Raw genomic sequence first — 18,964 nt, 5'->3', positions numbered from 1 at the left:
TCACGTAAATTTTGACCGCACTTTTTTATTGGTTTCACTATGCAATTTGAATCTCATTTTTGGCAAAAAAAATCGCTCCTTGAAATGACGGAATCCGAATGGGAAGCATTATGTGATGGTTGTGGTAAATGCTGCTATCGCAAATATATCCAAGGGCGGGGTAAGCGTGAAAAACTCTACTATACGCGAATTGCTTGCAATCTCTTAGATGTGGAAACAGGGAAGTGTCGTAATTATCCTGAGCGTTTTAAAATCGAAAGTGATTGTACCAAATTAACCAAAAAGAACTTACCTGATTTTGGATGGTTGCCGAATACCTGTGCTTATCGCTTATTGTATGAGGGAAAACCTTTACCCGAATGGCATCCCTTAATCAGCGGTGATCCTAATTCAGTGAAAAATGCAGGTGTTTTAATTCAAGATGGCGTACATGAAGAAGATGTCATTGATTGGTTTGAATTTGTCATTGAAACTGAATAATTTAAATTTCGTTGTTTTTATTCTCTTTAAACTTTGTTTTTTGATTTAGGTCACAATTTGCGAGATTGGCAATTGTATTTCAATTGTGCTTACTTATAATACTCATTAAGTATTATATAGATGTATCATTCGTTGTATGCAAATGTCCTTATCACTTAAACAATGTGCTGAAAAACTTGGCATTTCGTTTTCCCATTATAATATTGATGGGCATTTGATTGATGCGTCGCCAACCAGTATTGATTATTTTATCGAGCAGTTGCAATTTCCGCCGAATATTGGACAAAATCAGCCGTTCCAAGATGTAATATGTGCCTTTGAAAACGAACCCATTCATGATGATTTAATCGCGTTTTCTTCTCCTCCTGATGCTTTTTTGTGTTATCAATCGCTCGACGAGCAAAACCAAATTCAGTTTGAAAAAACAATTCCATATTCAATCGCACTTTTATTGCCTGCTTTGTCTTTTATCTATTATCGTTTGATGCTTTTTGCGCTCAACAAACGAGAAAATACAATCGGTTGTAAATAATCAAGCTTACAAAGCATAAAGGAGTATGTCATGACGAAATTAGTCGCTCAATCAGTAATTAATTCATTTTTTGATGGCAAACATGCCGATCCTTTTGCTGTATTAGGCATGCATGAAACTCACAATGGTATTGAGATTCGTGCTTTATTACCCGATGCAGATAAAGTCGAAGTGATTGACAAAGAAAGTCAATCCATCGTTGTCTCGCTAGAGAAACTGGATGACCGCGGATTTTTTGGTGCTATTGTGCCAGAGATTCACCATTTCTTTACCTACCAATTAAAAGTGTATTGGGGCATAGAAGCCCAAATTATTGAAGATCCGTATCGTTTCCATCCGATGATTAATGACTTGGATCAATGGCTATTGACGGAAGGTTCGTTATTGCGTCCTTATGAAGTATTAGGTGCGCATTTTACTGAATGTGACAGTGTACCGGGCGTAAATTTCCGTGTATGGGCGCCAAATGCTAAACGTGTTTCGTTGGTTGGTGATTTCAACTATTGGGATGGTCGCCGTCATCCAATGCGTTTCCATCCGGCAAGTGGTGTGTGGGAATTATTCTTACCAAAAGCCAGTCTGGGGCAGCGCTATAAATTTGAATTGATTGATTGCAACGGCAACCTTCGTTTAAAAGCTGACCCTTATGCATTTAGCTCTGAATTACGTCCGGATACCGCATCAGAAATCAGCATGTTGCCGGATGTGGTCGAAATGACGGAACAACGTCGTAAAGCGAACCAACGTAATCAACCTATTTCGATTTACGAAGTACATTTGGGATCATGGCGCCGTAATTTAGAAAATAATTTCTGGCTTGATTATGACCAAATTGCCGATGAGCTTATTCCTTATGTAAAACATATGGGCTTTACCCATATTGAGTTTTTACCGATCTCCGAATTTCCATTTGATGGCTCTTGGGGCTACCAACCGATAGGGCTGTATTCACCAACTAGCCGTTTTGGTACACCAGAAGGCTTTAAACGCTTAGTCGAAAAAGCGCACAAAGCAGGTATTAATGTGATTTTAGACTGGGTACCGGGGCATTTCCCTAGTGATACACACGGTTTAGTGGCATTTGATGGTACAGCCTTATATGAACATGCTGACCCTCGTGAAGGCTATCATCAAGACTGGAATACCTTAATTTATAACTATGGTCGTAATGAAGTGAGAAACTTCTTATCCAGTAATGCACTGTATTGGCTTGAACGATTTGGTGTAGATGGCATCCGTGTAGATGCAGTCGCATCAATGATTTACCGCGATTACAGCCGTGCTGAAGGCGAATGGATTCCGAATCAATATGGCGGTCGTGAAAATTTAGAAGCCATTGACTTCTTAAAACATACCAACTGGAAAATCCATTCTGAGGTGTCCGGTGCTATTTCGATTGCGGAAGAGTCCACTTCTTTCGGTGGCGTAACCCATCCAACAGAATACGGTGGTCTTGGATTTAATTTTAAATGGAACATGGGCTGGATGAATGACACCCTAAGTTATATGAAACTCGATCCCGTTTATCGTCGTTATCATCACGACAAAATGACCTTCGGGATGATTTATCAATACAGCGAAAACTTTGTATTGCCACTTTCTCACGATGAAGTTGTACATGGCAAATATTCGTTACTTGGCAAAATGCCTGGCGATGCATGGCAAAAATTCGCTAACTTGCGTGCTTACTACGGTTATATGTGGGGCTATCCAGGCAAGAAATTATTATTCATGGGCAATGAATTTGCTCAAGGTCGCGAATGGAATTATGAAGAAAGTTTGGATTGGTTCTTACTTGACGAAAACCATGGTGGCCTATGGCATAAAGGTGTATTGCAATTAGTCAAAGATTTGAACGGAATTTATCAAAAAAATGCACCGCTCTTTGAATTAGACGGTGAACCGGAAGGCTTTGATTGGTTAGTGGTGGATGATGCGGAAAATTCGGTCTTTGCTTTTGAACGTAAAAGCAGTAATGGCGAACGCATTATTGTAATCAGTAACTTCACACCTGTGCCACGCGAAGGCTACCGTATCGGTGTAAATGTAGCGGGTGAATACGAAGAAATTTTGAATACTGACTCAATGTATTATCAAGGTTCAAACGTAGGTAATTTTGGCTTGGTAGAAAGCGAAGCGATCGCAAGTCACGGACGTGAAAATTCGATTAGCGTGACCATTCCGCCACTCGCAACGATCTATTTAAAATATAAAGCATAACAATCGCGAAAAACACAATGTTTAGTATTTATAACAATGGCAAACCTTCCCCAATGGGATATTCACAAATGCTAGAAAACGGTCTAAAAATTTCGAATTTTGCGCTGTTTTCTAGTGCGGTCGATGCTGTTGAACTTTGCTTGTTCCGTGATGGCAAAGAAAGCCGTTTTGCTATGAGCAGAACCGATGATATTTGGCATGTGGCAATTGAAGGCGTTGAGTTAAATGATGAGTATGCGTTCAGAATCACAGGCAAAAATGACCGCACTTTAGCCAATCCGCAAAAGTTAATGCTTGATCCTTATGCGAAAGCAGTAAGCCATAAACCGGATTTAAGCTCACCAGAATCTCGTTCAATTTTCGTGTTAAATGATGAACGAGATAATGCAGCGATTGCACCTAAAGGCCGCATTATTGATGAGTATTTTGATTGGTCAGGGGATTGTAAACCGTCTATTCCTTGGGCTCAAACCATTGTGTATGAATTAAATGTTAAAGGATTTAGCCAATTAAATTCCCATATTCCAGAAAATATCCGTGGTACTTATGCGGCATTGGCTCACCCCGAAAACATTGCGTACTTTAAATCATTGGGTATTACCAGCCTTGAATTGCTCCCAGTGAATTTCTTCATTGATGAACCACATTTGCAAGAAAAAGGATTACGCAATTATTGGGGCTATAACCCATTAGCTATGTTTGCTTTAGAACCGAGTTACGCAGCTGATCAAAAACAGCCTTTGAACGAGTTTAAGAGCATGGTGAAAACCTTGCATCAAGCGGGTATTGAAGTGATTTTAGATGTGGTGTTTAACCATACGGCTGAATCTGAAAAATCATTTCCAACATTTTGCCAGCGTGGTATTGATGACAAAACCTATTACTGGCAAAACGAGCATGGTGATTACCTCAACTGGACGGGGTGCGGCAATATGCTCAATCTTGCTAATGATGTTACTCGCAAATGGGTATTAGATTGTTTACGTTACTGGGTAACAGAATGTCATGTGGATGGTTTCCGTTTTGATTTAGCGACGGTACTTGGTCGTGAAACGCCTGATTTCAATCCAAATGCAAAATTGTTTGCGGAAATGGAACAGGATGAGGTTCTACAAAGAATTAAATTAATCGCAGAACCTTGGGATATAGGCCATTACGGTTACCAAGTTGGTTATTTCCCAGCCTATTTTTCTCAATGGAATGATCGTTTCCGTGATGATATGTGTCGTTTTTGGTTATGGCAAAGTGGTGAAGTGGGTGCTTTTGCAGAACGTGTTGCTGGCTCGAGCGATATTTTTAAACGAGAAGGACGATTACCGCATGGTAGCTTGAACTTTATTACTGCCCATGATGGTTTTACATTACGAGATTTAGTGAGCTATAACCATAAACACAATGAAGCTAACGGCGAAGAGAACCGTGACGGACGCAATGAAAACTATAGCTACAATCATGGCATAGAAGGTTCTCAACTCGATTTAGCTGATGAATGGCAAAGTGCGGTCGAAAATAACCGTGTTTTATCAGAAAAAGGCTTGTTAGGCTCGCTATTATTATCAAATGGTGTGCCGATGCTACTTGCTGGAGATGAGTTTGGTAACAGTCAATATGGCAATAACAATGCCTATTGCCAAGACAACGAAATGACGTGGTTAAAATGGGAGAATTTTAACCAGACCTTATTTGACTTCACCAAGCAAACCATTGCATTACGAAAAAAAATTCAAAGTTTGCAGCAGGACGCTTGGTGGTCGGATGAAAATGTCGAGTGGTTGAACACAGGGGGAAACCCTATGACCCTAGACGATTGGCATAATCGGGAAAGCAAAGCCCTACAAGTTATGTTGGACGGCAAATATCTTTTCTTAATTAATGCAAAAACTGAACCGCAATCTTTTTATTTGCCAAAGGGTAAATGGAAAAAGATTGCCGAAACTGAAAATAGCGTGATTCAACAATGTGATGTGAGCGGTATAGCATTTGAAGTGTTGGAACATATGGATGATGAAAACGATGGAGTTTGTTATGAAAAGTGATCTTAATAAATATGAATTAGTTAAAGATACTTTAGTGCTTATTTTGGCTGGTGGTCGAGGTTCCCGTTTACATGAATTAACCGATAAACGTGCTAAACCTGCGTTATATTTTGGCGGTAATCGTCGCATTATTGATTTTGCGCTTTCCAACTGTATTAACTCAGGCCTGAATCGCATTGGTGTGGTGACCCAGTATGCCGCTCACTCTTTATTACGCCATTTACAAACAGGTTGGTCATTCTTACCGCAAGAGCGTGGTGAATTCGTTGATATGTTACCTGCCCGTCAACAAATTGATGATTCTACGTGGTACCGTGGGACAGCGGATGCGGTATATCAAAATATGGCGATTATCCGTAATCACTATCGCCCCAAATACATTTTGATTCTTGCTGGCGACCATATTTATAAACAAGATTACAGTGTTATGTTGATGGATCACGTGAGAAGTGGAGCAAAATGTACAGTAGGCTGTATTGAGGTACCTCGTTCTGAAGCGAGTGAATTTGGTGTCATGGCGGTAAACGAAAATCTTAAAGTGAAAGCCTTCGTTGAGAAACCAAAAGATCCACCAGCAATGGTTGGTAAACCAGACATTTCATTAGCTTCCATGGGGATTTATGTCTTTGATGCAGAATATCTCTATAAAATGCTTGATAGAGAAGTAAACACACCTTGCACATCTCATGACTTTGGTAAAGATGTCTTGCCAAAATGCTTGGAAGAAGGCGTGCTTTATGCGCATCCATTCAGCCGTTCCTGTATGGGCCGTAACACTGAAGGTGAAATTTACTGGCGTGATGTGGGTACACTTGATAGTTTCTGGCAATCTAATATCGATTTGGTTTCAGAAAATCCACAATTAGATATTTATGATCAAAGCTGGCCAATTCGTGGTAATCCAGTACAGGCTTATCCATCTAAATTCTTCTATAAAAAAGCGAATGTCAAACCAGTGGATAACTCGCTTATCGGTGGGGGCTGTGTGATTACCGATGCATCTATTAGTAACTCGGTGTTGTTTGATAGAATCAAAATTGATGAAGACTCTTCAGTTGATCACTGCGTCGTGTTACCGCAAGTACAAATTGGTAAAAATTGTATATTGAAAGATTGTATTATTGATCGCCATTGCATTATTCCAGATGGTATGGAAATCGGTGTGGACAAAGCCCTCGATAGTAAACGTTTCCGTGTAAGTTCTACCGGTAAAGTTGTACTTGTTACATCAGCAATGTTGAAAAAATTGCAGGGTGAAGAAGTCACTAACGAAGAACATTTGGATTAAAGTGCGGTCAATTTTGACAGTATTTTAAGTGAAGTAAAAAGATTGTGCTGTTATCAATGACAGCACAATTTTAAGTATAAAAGGAAAATTATGAGAGTTTTACATGTTTGCTCGGAGATGTATCCCTTACTCAAAACTGGCGGACTTGCCGATGTTTTAGGGGCATTGCCTTTTGCACAAAAAGAAATTGGTATAGATGCACGTATTTTGTTGCCGGCTTATCCAAAAATTTCAGCGGGCATTGAGAATACGCATGTCGTCACAGAATTTGATAATTTTGCTGGTCATGTTGTATTGCGTTATGGTGAATACAATGGTGTAGGGATTTATCTGATTGATGCACCACATCTCTATTGGAGAGAAGGAAATCCTTATCATGATAGCGATTACAACGATTATGCTGATAACTATAAACGCTTTGCTTTATTAGGCTGGGTGGGCGCTGAGCTTGCGACAGGCTTAGATAGCTGGTGGCGAGCTGAAGTAGTGCATGCTCATGATTGGCATGCGGGCTTAGCCGCCGCTTATCTCTTTAATAAAGGTCGTCCTGCAAAATCAGTATTTACGATTCATAACCTGGCATATCAAGGACAATTTGCCCACCGTCATTTACATGAAATTGGATTGCCAGAAGGGATGTTCCATGTTGATGGTTTAGAGTTATTTGGCCAAATTTCATATTTGAAAGCAGGTCTCTATTATTCTGATATGGTCACAGCAGTGAGTCCAACTTATGCGAAAGAAATTACCACACCAGACTTTGCTTATGGCTTGCAAGGCTTATTAACAGGCCTACGTGAAGCTGGCAAGTTGGTGGGGATTTTAAATGGCGTGGATCAAGAAATTTGGCATCCAAGTTGTGATGCGTATATTCAGCATCACTACAAATTAAAATCTATCGCAGGCAAGAAGAAAAATAAAGAGGATTTACAAGCTTACTTCAATTTGCCACAACAACCTGATGCACTCTTATTTGTGATGGTGACTCGCTTAACAGAACAAAAAGGCGTAGATTTACTGATTGCCACAGCGGATGAAATTGTTAAACAAGGTGGCCAACTAACCATTCTCGGCTCAGGTGCAAAACATTTGGAAGAGGGGATTTGCCAATTAGCACAACGTTACCCAGAAAATATTGCAGTGAAAATTGGCTATGATGAAGCACTTTCACATTTAATGGTTGCCGGTGGTGATGTCATTTTAGTACCAAGCCGCTTTGAACCTTGTGGATTAACTCAACTATATGGTTTGCAATATGGCACATTGCCACTTGTTCGTGCGACGGGAGGATTAGCGGATACCGTGACCAACAGTACAAGTGAAACCATTAAAGAGCGTACTGCAACAGGTTTTGTATTTCAAAAAGCCGAAGCAGATGATTTACGAAGTGCTATCCAGCATGCCTTTACCTTGTGGCAAAAGCAACGTGTTTGGGCGATGGTGCGTAATAATGCCATGGCACAGGACTTTAGTTGGAAAAATGCGGCCGCTCAATATGAGCAGCTCTATTTAGGCATTTTGGACTCATAATTAAATGGATTGACTCCCTCTTCAAAATAATCGCCTTTGAAGGAGGAGTTTTTGTTGTTTTTTTCGTAAAAAAGCTTAAAATTTGCGCGATTTTTTTATTGAGGTTTTACTTTCTATGATCATGGACAATTTTGATTCGCCATTTCTCTACAATCGACCAAGTCTTGATGTTGAAGGCGTAAAAAAAGCAATTGTTTATAAATTAATTTTCTTAATTGGTCGTTCACCAAAAGAGGCGAGTCAACGCGATTGGCTAAATGCGACACTTCATGCAGTGCGTGATTTAGTGACTGAAGGCTGGATTACCACCGCTCGTCAATCTCGTGCAGAAGAAACCCGTCGTGTTTATTACCTTTCTATGGAATTCTTAATTGGCCGTACACTTTCTAATGCGATGATCGCAGAAGGTGTTTATGACGTGGCAGAAAAAGCCCTGGCTGAATTAAATGTTAATTTGGAAGAGATTATTGAAAAAGAAGTGGATCCAGGTTTAGGTAACGGGGGATTAGGTCGCCTTGCTGCTTGCTTTATGGACTCACTGGCAACATTAGCGATTCCTGCGATGGGTTACGGTATTCGTTATGAATACGGTATGTTCCGTCAAAAAATTGAAAATGGTCAACAAGTTGAACGTCCGGATGATTGGTTGGAAAAAGGTGCGCCTTGGGAATTTATGCGTCCATCAAAACGTTTCAGTATTGATTTTGGTGGTCATATCTATTTTGAAGATAAAAAATGTATCTGGAATCCGGCTGAAAAAGTGACCGCACTTGCATACGATCAAATGATCCCAGGCTATAAAAATGATTCGGCATCGACCTTACGTTTATGGTCTGCGCATGGTGGAGAGTTATTTGATTTAGCTGAATTTAACCGTGGTGATCATTTAGCGGCGGTAGCAACGCGTTCCGCTAACCAAAACCTTTCTCGTGTACTTTATCCAGATGATTCTACTTGGAATGGTCGTGAGTTACGTTTACGTCAAGAGTACTTCTTAGTATCAGCATCTTTACAAGATATTCTTCGTCGTCATCTAAGAACACATGGTACATTGGATAATCTTGCTGATAAAGTAGCGATTCACTTGAATGATACCCACCCGGCATTAGCGATTCCTGAGTTGATGCGTATTTTAATCGATTTACACGGTTACTCATGGCAAAACGCTTGGGATGTGACTCGTCGTATTTTCTCTTATACTTGCCATACGTTAATGTCAGAAGCATTAGAAACCTGGCCGGTAGAAATGATGGCGAAGATCTTACCGCGTCACTTACAAATGATTTTTGAAATCAATGATCATTTCCTTGAATATGTGAAAACGTATGTCACCACCGATATGGACTTTATCCGTCGCGTTTCACTTATCGAAGAAGGATATCAACGTAAAGTGCGCATGGGATGGTTGTCTGTTGTCGGTTCACATAAAGTGAACGGTGTTGCGGCGATTCACTCAGATCTTATGGTGACATCAACCTTTGCTGATTTTGCTCGCATCTATCCAGAACGTTTTACTAACGTAACAAACGGTGTGACACCACGTCGTTGGCTTGCCGTAGCGAACCCGAAATTAGCGGCTTTATTTGATCAATATATTGGTTCTGAATGGCGTTGCGATTTAAGCCAAATTGAAAAACTTAAAGCGTTTGCAGATAAAGGTGAATTTAAGCGTGCAGTAGCAGATATTAAATACGATAACAAAGTGAAATTAGCACAATATGTGAAGAAAACACTTGATATTGATTTAGATCCACATGCTTTATTTGATGTACAAGTAAAACGTATTCACGAATACAAACGTCAAATGCTTAATGTGTTACACATTATTGCACGTTATAACGAAATGCTTGCTCATCCAGAAAAAGATTGGCAGCCACGTGTGTTCATTCTAGCGGGTAAAGCAGCTTCAGCTTACTATGCAGCAAAACAAACCATTCGTTTGATTAATGATGCGGCAAATGTCATCAATAATGATGAACGCTTAAAAGGTCGTTTAAAAGTTGTCTTTATTTCGAACTACAGCGTAAGTCTTGCACAATTAATCATTCCAGCGGCAGATATTTCTGAGCAAATCTCTCTTGCAGGAACAGAAGCATCAGGTACCAGTAACATGAAGTTTGCCTTAAATGGTGCGTTAACATTGGGTACGCTTGATGGTGCGAACGTTGAGATTTTAGATAATGTTGGTGAAGACCACATCTTTATCTTCGGTAATACGGTTGAACAAGTGGAAGCATTACGTCGCGAAGGTTATCGTCCGTTTGATTATTATCAAAATGACGAGCAATTACGTGAAGTTATTGACCAAATTATCCGTGGTGATTTCTCGCCGGAAGAACCGAACCGTTATCACTCTCTCATTCAAGGTCTACAATACCACGATTATTATCAATCTTTTGCTGATTTCCGCAGTTATGTGGAAGCGCAAAAAGCAGTAGATAAAAAATATCAAGATCGTGACGTATGGATAGCAAGTACCATTCAAAATATGGTGAACATGGGCTTCTTCTCATCAGACCGTACAATTCTTGAATATGCGAAAAATATCTGGAAAATTGAACCGTTAAAACTCGAGAAGTAAGTTCTTTTCCTCTCGTAGAAAACCCTGTCGGATTATTTCCACAGGGTTTCTTTTTATGCTAAAATCCACCGTCAAATTTATTGTTCATTCAGATTAGGAAAAAGTATGAAAGTTTTAGAAGGTGCGGTAGCTGCGCCAAATGCTAAAATCGCAGTGGTGATTGCTCGTTTTAACAGTTTTATTAATGAAAGTTTATTAGAAGGCGCGGTAGATGCATTAAAACGTATCGGTCAAGTGAAAGATGAGAATATCACTATCGTTCGTGCTCCAGGTGCGTATGAACTTCCATTAGTGGCACGTCGTTTAGCTGAAAGCAAAAAATTTAATGCAATCGTGGCATTAGGTACAGTAATCCGAGGTGGTACAGCTCACTTTGAATATGTAGCGGGTGAAGCAAGCAGCGGTTTAGGTCAAGTAGCAATGCAAGCTGAAATTCCAGTGGCTTTTGGTGTTTTAACGACTGAAAACATTGAACAAGCTATTGAACGCGCAGGTACTAAAGCAGGTAACAAAGGTGCAGAAGCAGCATTAACGGCACTTGAAATGGTGAACCTTTTACAACAAATTGATGCGGCATAATTCCAATGACAGAGAAAAAAGAACCTGTAAAAAAAGTATCGCCACGTCGTAGAGCGAGAGAATGTGCGGTTCAAGCATTATATTCTTGGGCGCTCTCTGGTAACGCACCAGAACAAGTGGAACTCACGTTCGTTGTGGATCAAGATTTAAAAGGTGTGGATAAACCTTATTTTAGCCGCCTTTTCCGTCAAACCGTTGCGAATGTAGAAGCCGTTGATTTTTCAATGAGCCATTATTTAGATCGCGCGTTGGATGAATTAGATCCGATTGAAAAAGCGATTTTACGTTTAGCGGTTTATGAACTTCAATTTGAGCCAGATGTGCCGTATAAGGTAGCGATTAACGAGGCAATTGAAGTGGCGAAAGTGTTTGGTGCAGATGAAAGCCATAAATACATTAACGGTGTATTGGATAAAGTCGCTCCTGCATTAGGTCGCAAATAATTATTCAAATGTAGGGTAGACAAATGTCTGCCCTTTGTTTTTTGGTGCGTAGATAAAATGAGTACGGGTGAATTTGAGCTTATAGGGCGATACTTCTCAATACAAAAAGGTAATCAACACTTTGTTGATTTCACTATTGGGGATGATTGTGCGATCACTCATATTCCTGAAGGCTATCAGCTTGCCATTACCACCGATACAATGGTCGAGGGTACGCATTTTTTATCTTCCATTTCTCCCCAAGATTTAGCGTATAAAGCCATCGCAACAAATCTAAGTGATTTAGCTGCTATGGGCGCTAAACCCGCTTGGATTTCTCTTGCACTCACATTACCTGAAGTTGATGAAAACTGGCTGAGCCAATTTAGCCAAAGTCTGTTTGATACATTAAATCAATATAATGTGACGTTAATTGGTGGCGATACAACGAAAGGCCCACTTTCTGTAACCATTACGGCACAAGGTTTCGTACCAAAAGGAAAGGCTTTATTCCGACATAACGCGAAGGTTGATGATGTAATTTATGTATCGGGCACGTTAGGTGATAGCGCGGCGGGTTTAAATTGGATTTTACAAGGTAAAAGTGCGGTCGATTTTGATGCTGAATTTTTAGTAAAACGCCATTTTCATCCAACGCCACGTGTTGAATTAGGTCAAGCCTTAGTGGAAATTGCGCATTCGTGCATTGATATTTCAGATGGTCTTGTCGCTGATTTAGGACATATTTTAACGAGAAGCCAATGTTCAGCGGAGATTGAATTATCTACCTTGCCTTTATCCACACCACTCAAAAAAATATATCGCTTAGAAAAGGCAGAAGCGTTTGCATTAAGTGGCGGGGAAGATTATGAGCTTTGCTTTACGGTTCCTGCAAATAAAAAGGCCGAGATTGAAAAGTTGTCCCAATTATTAAATGTACCTTGCACTTGTATCGGAAAAATTGTTCCGCAAAATAGCAATCAGATTACTTTTTTAAAAGATGGATGTGTCATCAATTATCAAGCGCCGTCTGGCTTCGATCATTTTAAGGATAAATAATGAATAGTTCACCTCTTGATAAAGTTAGCTTAAAAAATCCAGTTCATTTACTGGCATTAGGTTTCGGTTCAGGACTCATTCATCCTGCACCGGGTACATGGGGAAGTTTAGCCGGAACGATGTTAGGCTCCGCATTATTAACCTGTCTTGGACTAAAAATCTTCCTAATTTTGACCGCACTTTGCTTTGCGCTTGGCTGTTATCTATGCCAAAAAACCGCAGATGATATGGGCGTTCATGATCACGGTTCCATTGTTTGGGATGAATTTGTTGGGGTATTTATCGTGTTAGCCGTGATTCCAACTTTATCCTTGCCTTGGATTGTCATTGCCTTTGTATTGTTTCGTTTTTTCGATATTTTAAAACCTTATCCCATCCGTTATTTTGACCAAAAACTGGAAAGCGGTTTTGGGATTATGGTGGATGATGTTCTAGCAGCAATCTATGCGGTTATCGTGATTGCGATATTACGTATCGTAGGCTTACCATGCTAAATTTGATGATTATTCATCTTGTTGGCTTACTTTCGCCTGGCCCAGATTTTTTCTATGTCAGCCGAATTTCAGCGATGAGTTCTCGTCAAGAAGCTATTGGTGGTGTGATAGGGATTACCATTGGTGTATTAATCTGGGCAACGGCTGCTGTTTTAGGGCTCGCCATTATTTTTGCCACCATGCCAATTATTCAAGGCATCGTGATGATGCTTGGTGGATCGTATTTAGTTTATCTCGGCATTAAAATGGCAAAAGTGAAAACCAATGCGGTCTTTGATGAAAAGCAGAATGTAAATACATCAAATCAATCGACTTTAAAAAGCATTATGAAAGGCTTATTGGTCAATTTATCTAATGCTAAAGTGGTGATTTATTTCAGCAGTGTGATGTCATTGGTTTTAGTAAATATTACCGAAACATCACAAATTTTGACCGCACTTGCTGTGATTACCGTAGAAACCTTTTTATATTTCTACATCATTTCAGTGCTTTTTTCGCGTTCTGTTGCAAAACAGTTTTATAGCCAATATAGTCGCTATATTGATAATGCTGCAGGGCTGATTTTTATTTTCTTCGGAATCTATTTAATTTATAGTGGCGTTCAACACGCTTTAATTTGATTAAAAAAGGACAAAACATGACATTAAAAATTGCGATCGCCGGGGCTGGCGGAAGAATGGGGCGTCAATTAATTCAAGCCGTACATAGTGCAGAAGGGGCTGAATTAGGTGCTGCTTTTGAACGTAAAGGTTCCTCTTTAGTTGGTGCAGATGCTGGCGAGCTGGCGGGTATTGGTACATTAGGTATCAAAGTATCAGATGATTTAAATGCAGAAAAAGACAACTTTGATTTGCTGATTGATTTCACCCGTCCAGAAGGCACACTTGAGCATATCGCATTTTGTGTTGCTCATAATAAAAAAATGGTAATTGGTACTACGGGGTTTGATGATGCAGGCAAAGCTGCAATTCAAGCTGCATCGGAAAAAATCGCCATTGTATTTGCCTCAAACTTTAGCGTAGGGGTGAATCTGGTATTTAAACTATTAGAAAAAGCCGCCAAAGTGATGGGCGATTATTGCGATATCGAAATCATTGAAGCGCATCACCGTCATAAAGTGGATGCACCATCGGGTACCGCACTTTCAATGGGCGAACACATTGCGAAAACCCTTGGTCGTGATTTGAAAACGCATGGCGTATTTTGTCGTGAAGGCATTACAGGCGAACGCAAACGTGATGAAATTGGTTTCTCTACCATTCGTGCCTCTGATGTCGTGGGTGAACATAGTGTATGGTTTGCAGATATCGGTGAGCGTGTTGAAATTGCTCACAAAGCATCAAGCCGTATGACATTTGCAAATGGCGCAGTGCGTGCAGGTAAATGGTTAGAAAAACAATCTCACGGATTGTTTGATATGACAGATGTGTTGGATTTGAATAATTTATAATTCTATTTCTAAATCACTTTCCACCCGACAACAACAGAGTAAAATCTCATCGGGTTGAATAAAGGCAAGGGGCTCTTCAGCGTAGTAAACCTTGCCTTTTTTGATCTTAACGCGACAAGAACCACAATAGCCAGAACGACATTGATATTCATGGTGAATTTGATGTTGTTCTAAAAAATTAAGCAGAGAAGTTTGGTTATCGAAATCTAAGGTGATTTGGCGCTGAATAAGATGGATTTTCATGAAACAAAATAAAACAAAATTTTGCTCATTATAGAAGAAAGAGAAGTAAAACTCACGGCTCTTTTGTTGTAATATAGCGAGCTAATATTCATCATAAGGGAAGAGCATGAGAACCTTTCTAAAATTAACGTGGATTTCAATCGCACTTTTATTAACGGCTTGTAGCACTATTTCAAAAGAGCCGGTTAAGCATATTGATATGTATGTAAAGCCTTATTACGATGCCAGAGATGGGCGACTTGAACAGATTAATGTGAACAAAGATATTGATGCGTTATTACTGAAAAATACACAAAAAGACTTTGAAAGTGCGGTCAATATTATTGAGAAAAAAGTGGATTTTGTTTCTCCGATGACAATGTTTGCACTTTCTGCTCGTGCTTATGATTTTGGCCTACGAGATGAAGCGGTAAAATGGTTTTATCGTGGGCAAAATCGTTTAATCACTGCTTTATATGTGTTGGATTTAGATAAATTAACAGTATCGAATAACACAGCATTTGGGCAATTAGTGGGACAGCATGTTAATCCGTATGCGTTCTGTGATTTGAATAAGCAACACAAGGCGGCGCAAGATGCGATTGACTGGGCTAAAAATCATCCGTATCAGGCGGTGTTTTTACCTCAATTACCGAGCAAGCATCCAGATAGAAAACAAGCGTTAAAAGAAGCAGAAGCAAAACTTGATGCACGTTTAGTTGAGCAAGACCGCTATTTTGCTAATCCTGAAAATAAAGCGAAATGGGAAAAAGAACGCCAAGATAACTTAGTTAATGAACGATTTTGTTGGTAATTTTAAAAATTTTAAAAATCTTAAGGTTGCTTAAGATTTCATTAAGATTTGTTGTGTTTAATAAGCATCAACAAGGCGGCAATGAGGATAATCCTTCGCTTTGAAACATGATTAATTTATGCTTAATTTTATTTAGGAGAACATGATGAAAAAATTTGCTTTAGCAACCCTTTTAGCTTTATCTACTTCAGCAGCATTTGCTGGTTTTAATGGCAACACTGCACAAGGTGGCTTCCAAGGTGGTGATCAAGGTCAACAACTTACTGTTAAACAAGCATTATCTGCGAAAGATAATTCTATGATTACCTTAGTCGGTAACATCACTCAACAAATTGATGGTGATGAATATGTTTTCACCGATGGCACAGACCAAATCAAATTGGAAATTAAAAAGCGCGTTTGGAATGGTTTAAATGTGGGACCTCAGGATAAAATCCGCGTTTACGGTAAATTGGATAATGAACCTTTTGAAAAACCAGAGCTTGAAGTAATTAGCATTGAAAAAGCGCAATAATTCATATAATTTGAAGTGGTGGGCAAAAGCCCGCCATTTTTTCGTTTTGAGAAAGATAAAAGTGCGGTCAATATTATGCGAGTTTTATTAGTAGAAGACGATGCGCTCATCGGCAATGGTCTGCAAATTGGTTTAACAAAATCAGGCTTTATTGTAGATTGGTTTACCGATGGGCAAAGTGGATTAAATGCCTTAATCGGCGCGCCTTATGATGCGGTGGTATTGGATTTAACCCTGCCTAAACTGGATGGTTTGGATGTATTAAAACAATGGCGTTCAAATAATCAAGATGTGCCTGTATTGATTTTAACTGCGCGTGATACATTGGATGAACGCATTAAAGGCATTCAACAAGGTGCCGATGATTATCTTTGCAAACCCTTTGCCTTGGCGGAAGTGGTGGTGCGATTGCAGGCATTAATTCGTCGTCGTTATGGGCAAGTTAAACCTCAGATTGAGCATGGCAATGTCAAACTCGATCCTGCTCAACGTAAGGCTTGGTTGAATGAAGATGAAATTACATTAACCGGGCGTGAATATAAATTACTCGAACTTTTTATGCTGAATAAAGAGAGAGTACTTTCTCGTGCAACCATCGAAGAAAAACTGTCAAATTGGGATGAAGAATTAAGTAGCGGTGCATTGGACGTGCATATTTATAATTTGCGTCAAAAACTGGGTAAACAATTTATTCGTACAGTACATGGCGTAGGCTATGCCTTAGGACAAGTTAATGAAAAATAAACGACTGAGTTTTCGTCTCTTAATCGGTTTAAGTTTGACCGCACTTTGTGTGTGGTGCATTGCCACAGCTGTAGCATGGACGGTCGTCAAAAAAGAAGCTAAAGATGTGTTTAATGCACAACAAGTGCTTTTTGCTGAGCGTTTAGCGACGTCTGATTTGAAAAATGTCTTATTAGATGAAAATGCTAACTTTCCACGTGGTGGATTTAAACCGCAGAAACGTCATTACGATAATGACGCTCTAGCCTTTGCTATATTTTCTAACAAAGGCGAAAGACTATTAACCGATGGTGATAATGGCGACAAATTTATTTTTCAAAATAAGACGGGTTTTAGCAAAGAATATATTTTAGATGACGACGATGAATGGCTGATTTATTGGCAACCTGTCGGTAAAGGCGAACTTGTCATTGCGGTGGGACAAGAATTGGAATACCGCGAAGAGTTGGTCAATAAAATGGTCTTCAGCCAAACAGGGATTTGGTTTGCAGGATTACCAATACTATTATTGGTTGCGTTTATTGTGATTTATCGTGCATTAAAACCAATTAATCGATTGAGTCGAAACGTACAAGCTCGCCGACCAGGTGATGTGTCGTTATTAGAAACTGATGATGTGCCAACAGAGATTCTACCGTTAGTCCAAAACTTAAATCAATTTTTCACACGTACCAGTGAGCAGTTAAAACGGGAGCGCCGCTTTGTTTCTGATGCAGCACATGAATTACGTAGTCCATTAGCGGCATTGCGTATTCAAACAGAAGTCGCACAGTTAGCTGGCGATGATGCACAAACTCGTGAAATGGCCTTAGCGCATTTAACCCAAGGTATCGACCGAGCAACTCAATTAATCGAACAGCTTCTTACGCTTTCCCGCTTAGAGAATCTCAAAGAATTAGATAACCTTGCTGATATTCATTGGTCGGAAATTATCACTTCGCTTATTGGTGATTTATATTTTAGTGCACAACAACGCCAAATCGAATTACAGTTTGAGCATCAGGGAGATCCTGCCGTTAAGCAAGGGCAGCCATTATTACTTGCACAAATGCTACGAAACTTATTGGATAATGCCATAAAATATTGTCCTCAAGGCACTCTGGTTCGTGTGATTTTACAGCCACGTAAAATTTTTATTGAAGATAATGGCGGTGGTGTTGCGCCAGAAGAATTAGCAAAATTAGGGCAGCGTTTTTATCGTCCCGCAGGACAAAATGAAAAGGGAAGTGGGCTTGGATTGTCTATTGTGGCAAGAATAGCGGAATTGCATCACTATCGTTTCCGATTAGAAAATATTGAATCCAACAGACAAGTTAAAGGTTTGCGAGCTATCATTGAGTTATAAAAAAGGGCGTTAATTACGCCCTTATTATTAAAACATTCCACCAATTAGTTCTAATCGACCTTTTTCAACTTTAATTTCTTTGGCAAATTTCTTTATGAGCATTTGTTTCATATCACTTTCATCCAAGGTATAAACAGGCATACGACTTAATAAGGCTGCCACACCATCGCTTAATAGTGGCATAACATCTTGGAGTTGCTCCATTGCACTATTAGGTTCGCCAGACCATTGCAAAATTCGCAGATTTTTTAAATAGAGCGCACCTTCCTGTGCGTTATATTCTGGAACGGCATCAAAGGTTAAATGCAACTTAGCTGGGTAGGTTTTACCAGATAAACGAATAAGCGTATCAGCCAAACCACTCATTTCAACACGATTACTTTCAGTTTGCCCGATTTTAGTCACTAAATCTTTCAGTGCGTAATCCATGGAAAATAACCCTGGAATACCGAGCTTGTCATTAATCGTGCCTTTTTCACTTAAATACTGGTTAATTTGTTGCTCACTGATGCTAAAAGGGGAAGCTTGTACAGATAGCGTGCAGAAACCTAATGTTAGTACGGTAAGCACTTTTTTCAAAAAATGCATATTTTTCTCCTTGATTGAAAAAGAATAAAAATTTTGTAGAATGTATCTCTTATCTTTTTACTATAC

The 18,964-nt window shown here is 39.5% G+C and carries 19 protein-coding genes; 17 read left to right on the top strand and 2 right to left on the bottom strand.

Annotation, left to right across the window (positions count from 1 at the left end):
* The first annotated feature begins 39 nt into the window (after nucleotides 1-39).
* From HMPREF3279_RS02105 to dapB, 13 genes are all read left to right on the top strand, one after another.
* Nucleotides 40-480 (top strand): YcgN family cysteine cluster protein, encoded by a 441-nt coding sequence (locus HMPREF3279_RS02105; protein WP_049369087.1) that lies wholly within the window; start codon nucleotides 40-42, stop codon nucleotides 478-480.
* 136 nt (nucleotides 481-616) lie between these two features.
* A complete protein-coding gene (locus HMPREF3279_RS02100) occupies nucleotides 617-1,012 on the top strand; it encodes a 4-alpha-glucanotransferase (RefSeq protein WP_257282652.1) in 396 nt (131 codons plus the stop codon).
* Nucleotides 1,013-1,042: 30 nt separating this feature from the next.
* Nucleotides 1,043-3,232 (top strand): 1,4-alpha-glucan branching protein GlgB, encoded by a 2,190-nt coding sequence (glgB, locus tag HMPREF3279_RS02095; RefSeq protein ID WP_070867920.1) that lies wholly within the window; start codon nucleotides 1,043-1,045, stop codon nucleotides 3,230-3,232.
* A gap of 17 nt (nucleotides 3,233-3,249) precedes the next feature.
* Nucleotides 3,250-5,268: a glycogen debranching protein GlgX gene (gene glgX / locus HMPREF3279_RS02090; protein ID WP_070867919.1), complete on the top strand. Its 2,019-nt coding sequence runs from the start codon at nucleotides 3,250-3,252 to the stop codon at nucleotides 5,266-5,268.
* On the top strand, nucleotides 5,258-6,556 hold the full coding sequence (glgC, locus tag HMPREF3279_RS02085) for a glucose-1-phosphate adenylyltransferase (RefSeq protein WP_070867918.1): 1,299 nt from the start codon (nucleotides 5,258-5,260) through the stop codon (nucleotides 6,554-6,556). The genes glgX and glgC overlap by 11 nt, the downstream gene beginning before the upstream one ends.
* 90 nt (nucleotides 6,557-6,646) lie before the next feature.
* Entirely contained in the window at nucleotides 6,647-8,086 is a 1,440-nt protein-coding gene (gene glgA / locus HMPREF3279_RS02080) for a glycogen synthase GlgA (RefSeq protein ID WP_070867917.1), read from the top strand.
* Nucleotides 8,087-8,201: 115 nt separating this feature from the next.
* Nucleotides 8,202-10,667: a glycogen/starch/alpha-glucan phosphorylase gene (locus HMPREF3279_RS02075; RefSeq protein ID WP_070868133.1), complete on the top strand. Its 2,466-nt coding sequence runs from the start codon at nucleotides 8,202-8,204 to the stop codon at nucleotides 10,665-10,667.
* A 105-nt stretch (nucleotides 10,668-10,772) separates the two neighbouring features.
* Nucleotides 10,773-11,246 (top strand): 6,7-dimethyl-8-ribityllumazine synthase, encoded by a 474-nt coding sequence (gene ribE / locus HMPREF3279_RS02070; protein WP_070867916.1) that lies wholly within the window; start codon nucleotides 10,773-10,775, stop codon nucleotides 11,244-11,246.
* Between the two features lie 5 nt (nucleotides 11,247-11,251).
* The gene (nusB, locus tag HMPREF3279_RS02065) at nucleotides 11,252-11,689 is read left to right on the top strand and encodes a transcription antitermination factor NusB (protein WP_049366976.1); all 438 of its coding nucleotides are present in this window, start codon (nucleotides 11,252-11,254) and stop codon (nucleotides 11,687-11,689) included.
* A gap of 57 nt (nucleotides 11,690-11,746) precedes the next feature.
* Nucleotides 11,747-12,727: a thiamine-phosphate kinase gene (gene thiL, locus HMPREF3279_RS02060; RefSeq protein WP_070867915.1), complete on the top strand. Its 981-nt coding sequence runs from the start codon at nucleotides 11,747-11,749 to the stop codon at nucleotides 12,725-12,727.
* The gene (locus HMPREF3279_RS02055; RefSeq protein WP_070867914.1) at nucleotides 12,727-13,221 is read left to right on the top strand and encodes a phosphatidylglycerophosphatase A family protein; all 495 of its coding nucleotides are present in this window, start codon (nucleotides 12,727-12,729) and stop codon (nucleotides 13,219-13,221) included. Before thiL ends, HMPREF3279_RS02055 begins: the two co-directional genes overlap by 1 nt.
* Nucleotides 13,215-13,841, top strand: a complete 627-nt coding sequence (locus tag HMPREF3279_RS02050; RefSeq protein WP_070867913.1) for a LysE family transporter — start codon at nucleotides 13,215-13,217, stop codon at nucleotides 13,839-13,841. The genes HMPREF3279_RS02055 and HMPREF3279_RS02050 overlap by 7 nt, the downstream gene beginning before the upstream one ends.
* A gap of 17 nt (nucleotides 13,842-13,858) precedes the next feature.
* Nucleotides 13,859-14,671 carry a 4-hydroxy-tetrahydrodipicolinate reductase gene (gene dapB, locus HMPREF3279_RS02045; RefSeq protein WP_070867912.1) on the top strand — a complete coding sequence of 271 codons (813 nt, stop codon included), beginning with the start codon at nucleotides 13,859-13,861 and terminating at the stop codon, nucleotides 14,669-14,671.
* On the opposite strand, the gene yfaE is transcribed toward dapB, so the two are convergent.
* The gene (gene yfaE, locus HMPREF3279_RS02040) at nucleotides 14,666-14,914 is read right to left on the bottom strand and encodes a class I ribonucleotide reductase maintenance protein YfaE (protein WP_070867911.1); all 249 of its coding nucleotides are present in this window, start codon (nucleotides 14,912-14,914) and stop codon (nucleotides 14,666-14,668) included. The two genes, dapB and yfaE, sit on opposite strands and share 6 nt — an antisense overlap.
* A 106-nt stretch (nucleotides 14,915-15,020) precedes the next feature.
* On the opposite strand from yfaE, the gene HMPREF3279_RS02035 reads away from it, so the two are divergent.
* The 4 genes from HMPREF3279_RS02035 to qseC all read left to right on the top strand — a co-directional run bounded on the left by HMPREF3279_RS02035 (nucleotide 15,021) and on the right by qseC (nucleotide 18,310).
* Nucleotides 15,021-15,707 carry a hypothetical protein gene (locus HMPREF3279_RS02035; RefSeq protein ID WP_070867910.1) on the top strand — a complete coding sequence of 229 codons (687 nt, stop codon included), beginning with the start codon at nucleotides 15,021-15,023 and terminating at the stop codon, nucleotides 15,705-15,707.
* Between the two features lie 145 nt (nucleotides 15,708-15,852).
* On the top strand, nucleotides 15,853-16,221 hold the full coding sequence (locus HMPREF3279_RS02030) for a YgiW/YdeI family stress tolerance OB fold protein (RefSeq protein ID WP_070867909.1): 369 nt from the start codon (nucleotides 15,853-15,855) through the stop codon (nucleotides 16,219-16,221).
* Between the two features lie 75 nt (nucleotides 16,222-16,296).
* Nucleotides 16,297-16,965 carry a response regulator gene (locus tag HMPREF3279_RS02025; protein ID WP_054419433.1) on the top strand — a complete coding sequence of 223 codons (669 nt, stop codon included), beginning with the start codon at nucleotides 16,297-16,299 and terminating at the stop codon, nucleotides 16,963-16,965.
* Nucleotides 16,955-18,310, top strand: a complete 1,356-nt coding sequence (gene qseC, locus HMPREF3279_RS02020) for a quorum sensing histidine kinase QseC (RefSeq protein ID WP_070867908.1) — start codon at nucleotides 16,955-16,957, stop codon at nucleotides 18,308-18,310. Before HMPREF3279_RS02025 ends, qseC begins: the two co-directional genes overlap by 11 nt.
* A gap of 27 nt (nucleotides 18,311-18,337) precedes the next feature.
* On the opposite strand, the gene HMPREF3279_RS02015 is transcribed toward qseC, so the two are convergent.
* Nucleotides 18,338-18,898 carry a YceB family lipoprotein gene (locus HMPREF3279_RS02015; protein ID WP_070867907.1) on the bottom strand — a complete coding sequence of 187 codons (561 nt, stop codon included), beginning with the start codon at nucleotides 18,896-18,898 and terminating at the stop codon, nucleotides 18,338-18,340.
* Between the last annotated feature and the right edge of the window lie 66 nt (nucleotides 18,899-18,964).

Origin of the sequence: Haemophilus sp. HMSC71H05 (assembly GCF_001838635.1) — a bacterium.
Lineage (GTDB): Bacteria > Pseudomonadota > Gammaproteobacteria > Enterobacterales > Pasteurellaceae > Haemophilus_D > Haemophilus_D parainfluenzae_R.
The sequence above is the reverse complement of the archived record's forward strand: the minus strand, read 5'-3'. Positions and strand labels throughout refer to the sequence as shown.